This window comes from Candidatus Hikarchaeum yamanae, assembly GCF_009889665.1.
In the GTDB taxonomy this organism is placed as follows: Archaea; Halobacteriota; Halobacteria; order Halobacteriales; family Hikarchaeaceae; genus Hikarchaeum; species Hikarchaeum yamanae.
In genome coordinates, this window is record NZ_WTZR01000017.1 from 1 (window position 1) to 6,224 (window position 6,224).

A 6,224-nucleotide genomic window follows, 5' to 3' on the forward strand; every position below is an offset into this window, starting at 1 on the left:
TGTAGTTGAACTATTACAACATTTGGACTAATTCGACTTCAGGTGACAGTTTTTAGGAACAGCGGTTTTTATCAGTGGGTAGCTTGTTCGGCTAAGATCAATAACAACATCAATAACACCCCTAGGAGCATACTTGCTAAATTATATAGATTACTCTTAAATCGTTCCTCCCGGAGTAAGTCAGGTAAGAGACATGCTGCTGCTATGTATACGAAATTACCAATTCCTATTGCAAAGAGAATTGCTTGCAAACCCGGCACATAGTTGATTAAGAAGAGTGAAACAATAACCCCAGTTACAGTCGCCAATCCTGTGGCAGCATTTACCATCAAAGCCTGTACTTTGGACAGACCAGAATTTATTAAAATGCCATAATCTGCCAGTTCCAATGGAATTTCATGCATAATTGTTGCAATGGTTATGGCAATCCCCGAGGGGATTGAAACCATATAAACACTCCCAATAATAAGACCATCTAGAAGGTTGTGAACACCGTCACCCACACTAATTAAAAATGCACTCGCTTTAATCGGTTCTTCCTCTTTAGCTCCTTTTTCTTTCGCCGCGTCTAATCGATCTGCAGGATGTGTATGGGTATGTCCGATTAAATTCTCAAGTATAAACATGGTGACAAATCCAAATATAATCAACATTGCTGAGTTTACAGTAAAGGATCCTTGTGTCTCTAACAAATGAGGCAATAGATGTAAGAAAGATCCACCTATCAATGTCCCAATTGCAAAGCTAACAATGCGTGGGAGGTAACGGCCAAAGATATCTTCAAACGGAAACCATATGAGTCCGGCAAAGGCTACCCCGCCCACGAGAATAGCACTCACAATAGCATAAAGTGCTACATTAGTTGGTACAGTAGACCCCCCACTTGCATTAGACTCCCCACTTGCTCCTGTGACTGGAATCCCCGCTGCATGGTCGTCGTGGTCGTCGTGAGCTTCTGACCCATGATCACCATGATGCCCCGCTGCATGATCATCGTGATCGTCGTGATCTTCTGCTGCATGGTCGTCGTGGTCGTCGTGGTCGTCGTGATCTTCTGCTGCATGGTCGTCGTGGTCGTCGTGGTCGTGATCGAACGACCCGTATATGTCCGCACTAGCTACTACGAATAATCCTACTATTAATAAAAAGGATAGGATAATTGCAAAATTTTTATTTGATTCCATATTCGTGGATGCTTTTAAAACACAAATTATATATAAAGCTAATGATTACCATTATCATTAATGAAAAGGGGTAGGAACACTTGGCAGAAAAAAAGGGTCGCAGAAGTCATAGATGGGTTCGATCACTCGTTCCGAGTCGAAGAGGTTCACGGAAGGGTGAAAGATGAAGGAATTGGCATTGCAACTATCTATCGATATTTGTCCGCTTTACGAAAAGAGCGACAAATTAATTACTTTATGTGCGATGGCCGTGCCTTATACTCGAAGAACAAGATACAACATACCCATTTCAATTGTTTGGAGTGTCAAAGTAGTAAACATATACAAGAAGTCGAACTGCCATTAGGAAAAATTACAGGGGGAAAGGTAGAAAGTTTCCAACTGGAGATCAGAGGTATTTGTAAAAATTGTTTGTCTACTGCTTCTTCTGAGTAATAAATAAAGTCGGTCCATTTATATAGACCTGCAATCAACTAATTTTGATATGAGTAATCAGTTAAGAGGGAGACCTATGATTATTTTGGGCGAAGGTGCCCAGAGAGTTAGAGACAGAGATGCACAATCATACAATATTAGAGCCGCTCGTGCAGTGGCAAATGCCGTTCGTTCTACACTTGGACCGAAGGGCATGGATAAAATGTTAGTTGACAATATGGGAGATGTTACAATCACAAATGATGGAGTCACTATTCTCAAAGAGATGAACATAGAACATCCAACAGCAGAAATGGTTGTAGAAGTTGCACAGACCCAAGAGGATGAAGCGGGTGATGGAACAACAACTGCAGTTGCATTGACAGGAGAACTATTGAAGAATGCAGAAGAATTACTTGAACAGGATATTCATGCCACCGCGATTATAAGGGGATATAACTTAGCTAATGAGAAGGTAAAAGAAGAATTAGAGGTAGTAAGTAATACAATTGATGTCGAGGATTTATCTTTATTGCAGAAAGTAGCGGAAACGAGTATGACTGGAAAAGGAACAGAAGTGCACAAAGTGATGCTAGCAAAAATGGTTGTTGAAGCTGTTAAAAAAGTGTCTTATGAAGATGAAGGCGAGATTTGTGTTGATTTGGATTTTCTGAATATTGAGACTCAATCGGGAGAGTCGACATTGGAATCTGAGTTATTTAATGGGGCTGTGATTGATAAGGAGGCTACACATGACAATATGCCATCTGAGATGAAGGATGCAAATATCCTTCTTTTAATGGAAGCAATTGAGATTAAAGAAACCGAAGTTGATGCAAAAATCAATATAACAGATGCAACACAATTGCGCCATGTATTGGATCAAGAGGAAGAAGAGATCAGAAATCAGGTTCAAAAGATAATTGATTCTGGTGCAAATGTTATATTTTGTCAAAAAGCCATAGATGAGGTTGCTCGCCATTACCTAGCAAAGGCAGGTATTCTTGCAGTACGCCGGATGAAAAAAAGTGATATGCATTTCTTAAAGCACTTGCTTGACACAACGATTGTATCAGACATTGATGATTTGTCTAGTGATGATTTATCGAAGGGGAAAGTCAGTCGTGATGATGATGACAAATTGTTCTATGTAGAAAGTGCTAATCAAGATGGTTTTGGAGTGACGCTATTGTTGAGAGGATCAACGGAACATGTTGTTGATGAACTAGAGCGCAGTGTGGGTGATGCCATTGATGTAGTTTCTCAAACTGTCACAGATGGGCAGGTTTTGGCAGGAGGCGGTGCTGTAGAAATAGAAATAGCCTCACGACTTCGGTCTTATGCAGAAAGTGTTAGTGGGAGAGAACAACTTGCTATCGAAGCATTTGCAAACAGTTTGGAGTTGATTCCAAGAGTACTTGCAGAAAATGCCGGACTAGATCCGATAGATGTATTAGTAGATCTTCGGGCGGCCCATGAAGAAGGAAACCAAAAAGCGGGTCTGAATGTTTTTACAGGGAATGTTGTAAACACATTTGATGCTGGAGTCATAGAACCCACACATGCGAAAAGGCAGGCTGTGAGTTCTGCGACAGAAGCTTCTAACCTCATTTTAAAGATTGATGATATAATTGCCGCAGGGGATTTAGGTAAATCTAGTGGAGATATGGGCGAGATGATGCCCGGAATGATGTGAGTTCTAGAAATTAGAATAAAATAAATAGTCGAATAAGTTTTTTAATTGACTTGTATATCAGTTCCAATTTGGACTAGATATTCTAAATCAAATCCTTTTTCATTGAAATTTTCAATTGCTCCCTCGTTTCGGTCCACAACCACAATGAGACGAGTGACGTGCGCACCAATATTAGTTTCTATGAAGTTGATAGAATCTAGCATTGTAGATCCAGTCGTGGTGACATCTTCAATAAGTGCTACAGATTGATCTTTTTTGAGAGTCCCTTCCACTCTGGACTGGGTCCCGTGTCCTTTGATATGTTTTCGAATGAAGGCTGCAGGTATACCGGTACGGAGTGATACTGCAGTTACTAGAGGTACAGCTCCTAGTTCAGGTCCAGCAATAACATCAAGTTCGGATCCAGATAGCATTTCTGCAATGGCATCTGCTATTGGCCCGAGAACCTCTGGTTGTGTCTCGAATAGGTATTTGTCAATGTAATAGGAGGATTCCACTCCACTCGCTAATTTGAATTTGCCGTGTTTTATCGCGCCAGAGTTTTGGATTAGATCAGATATTGTAGGCATCACATCCAAAAGCTCACGGTGTAAAAAAAGTGTTTCTGCTTTCGTTGGGGATTACCAGGGTACTTTTTTGATGCCAAGCAGATACCCTATAATATTTATTGACAGGTGTAAGAAAGGAGTGAGGATGAATATCGTTATGAGAATGGGCAGAGTTAACGTTTCAAAAAACCAGTTTGGGGAAATAAACAGGAGCAATAGTAGAGATCCAACTACAAAATCTAGTTGGTCTAATAGAGGGATTGAAGTTCCTCGTGATATGCCTAATGACCTTTTTAGAAAAGATGCCATCGCATCCCCTAATAAAGACCCGATCGAGAGAGATAAAATGACCACCACAGGGAATATAGGCAACTCGAGGCTCAATATAGAAGATAGTGGTTGATTTGTCGCATTCAATAGTAGTGCTGCTAAGATCCCAAAAGATATTCCAGACACAGATCCTCGTATGGTCTTTCCATCGCCGAGGAGTCTATTTCCACGCCAAGAATATCGAAGGTCTAAGGGAGTTCCGCCACCGAAAATTGCAGCGGCATTGTTAGGGATATATGCAGGTAACATGATCCATAAAGACAGAAATATTAGCGAGAGGACGTCCACAATATGAACAATACATATTCATTTGACTTAGGCAGTTCTATTTTGGTAAGAGAAGGGGTTGGAGAAATAAAATAGTAAAATGTATCAATACAATATGATAGCGGGAGGCTCATTACCTCACAAGGACTATTGTAGAAGTGAAAATGGTAGCGTGGAAGAAAAATATGGCAAGCGGTCTTGTGGTACTAGTTCCACTGTTGCTTACCGTTTATGTACTTAAATGGGTATATGGATTGATTTCGCAATTAACATTTGTGCGCATAGGAGGAGCATTCCAAGGTAATCAATTTATTGTGGAAATTGCACAGGCGAGTTTAACAATTATATTGTTGATATCTATAACATTTATTGTGGGGTATCTAATGAGAACTACATTAGGAGAGTTATTTGGAGCTAGGATTGATGGTGTTATCAATTTTGTTCCGGGGCTTAGGATAGTATACAACGCTGCGAAAATGGCAGTTGAAACTACCGTATCTGAAGAGGGAACACTTCAAGCTCCAGTGAAAGTCACTGTGTGGCCAGGGATGAAAATGACAGCATTCAAAACTGGGAACAAAACAGATGATGGAAAAGATATATTGTTCATGCCCACATCGCCGAATATTACAACCGGATTTGTAATAGAGATGGATCCAGAAGGGTATGAAGACTCAGATGAAAGTGTTGAAGATTCGCTAGCTCGGGTACTGAGTGCGGGTTTTGGTGTTAAAAAAACAGAAACGAAAAAATAGGAGGTATAATTTTTTTAAAAAGGGGGATGTTTCAATCTAGCTATACGTAGGTAAACCATTCATCGTGGGCCTCATTTCTGCGGTTTAATACATCAAAAAATGTTGATTGAAGGTCTTTTGTTATTTCTCCACGAGATCCCTTTCCAACAATGGTTTCATTGACTTTTTTGATGGGAGTTACCTCAGCTGCAGTTCCCGTGAAAAATAATTCATCTGCAGAATGCAACTCGTCTTCGCTGATGATAGCTTCGTCGTACACTGTGTAGCCTTTTTCCCTAGCCAACGTGATGATAGTTTCGCGAGTTATACCAGCAAGAACTCCTTGGGACAAGTCAGGGGTGTAGATATCCCCATCTCGAATAAGGAAAATATTTTCACCGGCTCCCTCTGCCACATTACCATCAGTGTTCAAGAGAATTGCTTCTGAAAATCCATTCCTATGGGCTTCTTCACTGGCAAGGACGCTGTTGACATAAAGTCCAGTTGTTTTAGCATTCATTGGAACTTGGTTGGAAGAATATCGCCTCCAACTAGACACCATGACGTCTACCCCAGAAGAAAGTGCCTCTTCCCCGAGATAAACACCCCAGGGCCAGCAGGCGATAGCTACTTGGACTGGGATTCCTACAGGACTGAGACCAAGACGGTCGTATCCGTAAAATGCAATTGGTCGGATGTAACAAGCATTTAGATTCTGTCTACGGAGGAGTTCAAGTGTGGCTTCGGTTAGATCGGAAGTGGAATATCCGATATCCATTTCATAGGGCTTTGCTGAGTTATAGAATCTAGTGAGGTGGTCATCCCATCTAAAAATTGCAGGTCCTCGTACTGTATCATAGCATCTAACTCCCTCAAAAATTCCGACTCCATAGTGCAAACCGTGGCTTAAAACATGAGTATGTGCAGAATCCCAATCGACAAAGGAACCATCTAGCCAAATTGTGGTAACGTCCATATCATCAAATATTGCCATATTCCTTTTGATAGTCCTTGTGGTGTTAAAAATATAGTTGTTATGTACTGAATATTC

Annotated in this window: 7 protein-coding genes; 3 read left to right on the forward strand and 4 right to left on the reverse strand. The window is 40.8% G+C overall.

Annotated features, from left to right (window positions below; all coding sequences use genetic code 11):
- Positions 1 to 71: 71 nt before the first annotated feature.
- Positions 72 to 1,184: a ZIP family metal transporter gene (locus tag ACM9H2_RS05930; protein ID WP_415489202.1), complete on the reverse strand. Its 1,113-nt coding sequence runs from the start codon at positions 1,182 to 1,184 to the stop codon at positions 72 to 74.
- 60 nt (positions 1,185 to 1,244) lie between these two features.
- On the opposite strand from ACM9H2_RS05930, the gene ACM9H2_RS05935 reads away from it, so the two are divergent.
- Both ACM9H2_RS05935 and thsB read left to right on the forward strand, forming a co-directional pair.
- Entirely contained in the window at positions 1,245 to 1,619 is a 375-nt protein-coding gene (locus ACM9H2_RS05935; RefSeq protein WP_415489204.1) for a Fur family transcriptional regulator, read from the forward strand.
- Between the two features lie 49 nt (positions 1,620 to 1,668).
- Positions 1,669 to 3,294, forward strand: coding sequence for a thermosome subunit beta (gene thsB, locus ACM9H2_RS05940; protein ID WP_415489206.1), 1,626 nt, complete (start codon positions 1,669 to 1,671; stop codon positions 3,292 to 3,294).
- A 41-nt stretch (positions 3,295 to 3,335) separates the two neighbouring features.
- On the opposite strand, the gene pyrE is transcribed toward thsB, so the two are convergent.
- Positions 3,336 to 3,863, reverse strand: a complete 528-nt coding sequence (gene pyrE, locus ACM9H2_RS05945) for an orotate phosphoribosyltransferase (RefSeq protein WP_415489208.1) — start codon at positions 3,861 to 3,863, stop codon at positions 3,336 to 3,338.
- Between the two features lie 51 nt (positions 3,864 to 3,914).
- Positions 3,915 to 4,460, reverse strand: coding sequence for a CDP-2,3-bis-(O-geranylgeranyl)-sn-glycerol synthase (locus ACM9H2_RS05950; RefSeq protein WP_415489210.1), 546 nt, complete (start codon positions 4,458 to 4,460; stop codon positions 3,915 to 3,917).
- A gap of 143 nt (positions 4,461 to 4,603) precedes the next feature.
- Here ACM9H2_RS05950 and ACM9H2_RS05955 point away from each other — a divergent pair, with 143 nt between their 5' ends.
- On the forward strand, positions 4,604 to 5,194 hold the full coding sequence (locus tag ACM9H2_RS05955; RefSeq protein WP_415489212.1) for a DUF502 domain-containing protein: 591 nt from the start codon (positions 4,604 to 4,606) through the stop codon (positions 5,192 to 5,194).
- Between the two features lie 40 nt (positions 5,195 to 5,234).
- On the opposite strand, the gene ACM9H2_RS05960 is transcribed toward ACM9H2_RS05955, so the two are convergent.
- On the reverse strand, positions 5,235 to 6,167 hold the full coding sequence (locus ACM9H2_RS05960; protein ID WP_415489214.1) for a branched-chain amino acid transaminase: 933 nt from the start codon (positions 6,165 to 6,167) through the stop codon (positions 5,235 to 5,237).
- Positions 6,168 to 6,224: the final 57 nt, after the last annotated feature.

What these genes read in the sequence shown, in the direction of transcription:
- ACM9H2_RS05930 (WP_415489202.1), bottom strand. Translation starts at nt 1,184, where the DNA reads ATGGAATCAAATAAAAATTTTGCAATTATCCTATCCTTTTTATTAATA.
- ACM9H2_RS05935 (WP_415489204.1), top strand. Translation starts at nt 1,245, where the DNA reads ATGAAAAGGGGTAGGAACACTTGGCAGAAAAAAAGGGTCGCAGAAGTC.
- thsB (WP_415489206.1), top strand. Translation starts at nt 1,669, where the DNA reads ATGAGTAATCAGTTAAGAGGGAGACCTATGATTATTTTGGGCGAAGGT.
- pyrE (WP_415489208.1), bottom strand. Translation starts at nt 3,863, where the DNA reads ATGCCTACAATATCTGATCTAATCCAAAACTCTGGCGCGATAAAACAC.
- ACM9H2_RS05955 (WP_415489212.1), top strand. Translation starts at nt 4,604, where the DNA reads ATGGTAGCGTGGAAGAAAAATATGGCAAGCGGTCTTGTGGTACTAGTT.
- ACM9H2_RS05960 (WP_415489214.1), bottom strand. Translation starts at nt 6,167, where the DNA reads ATGGCAATATTTGATGATATGGACGTTACCACAATTTGGCTAGATGGT.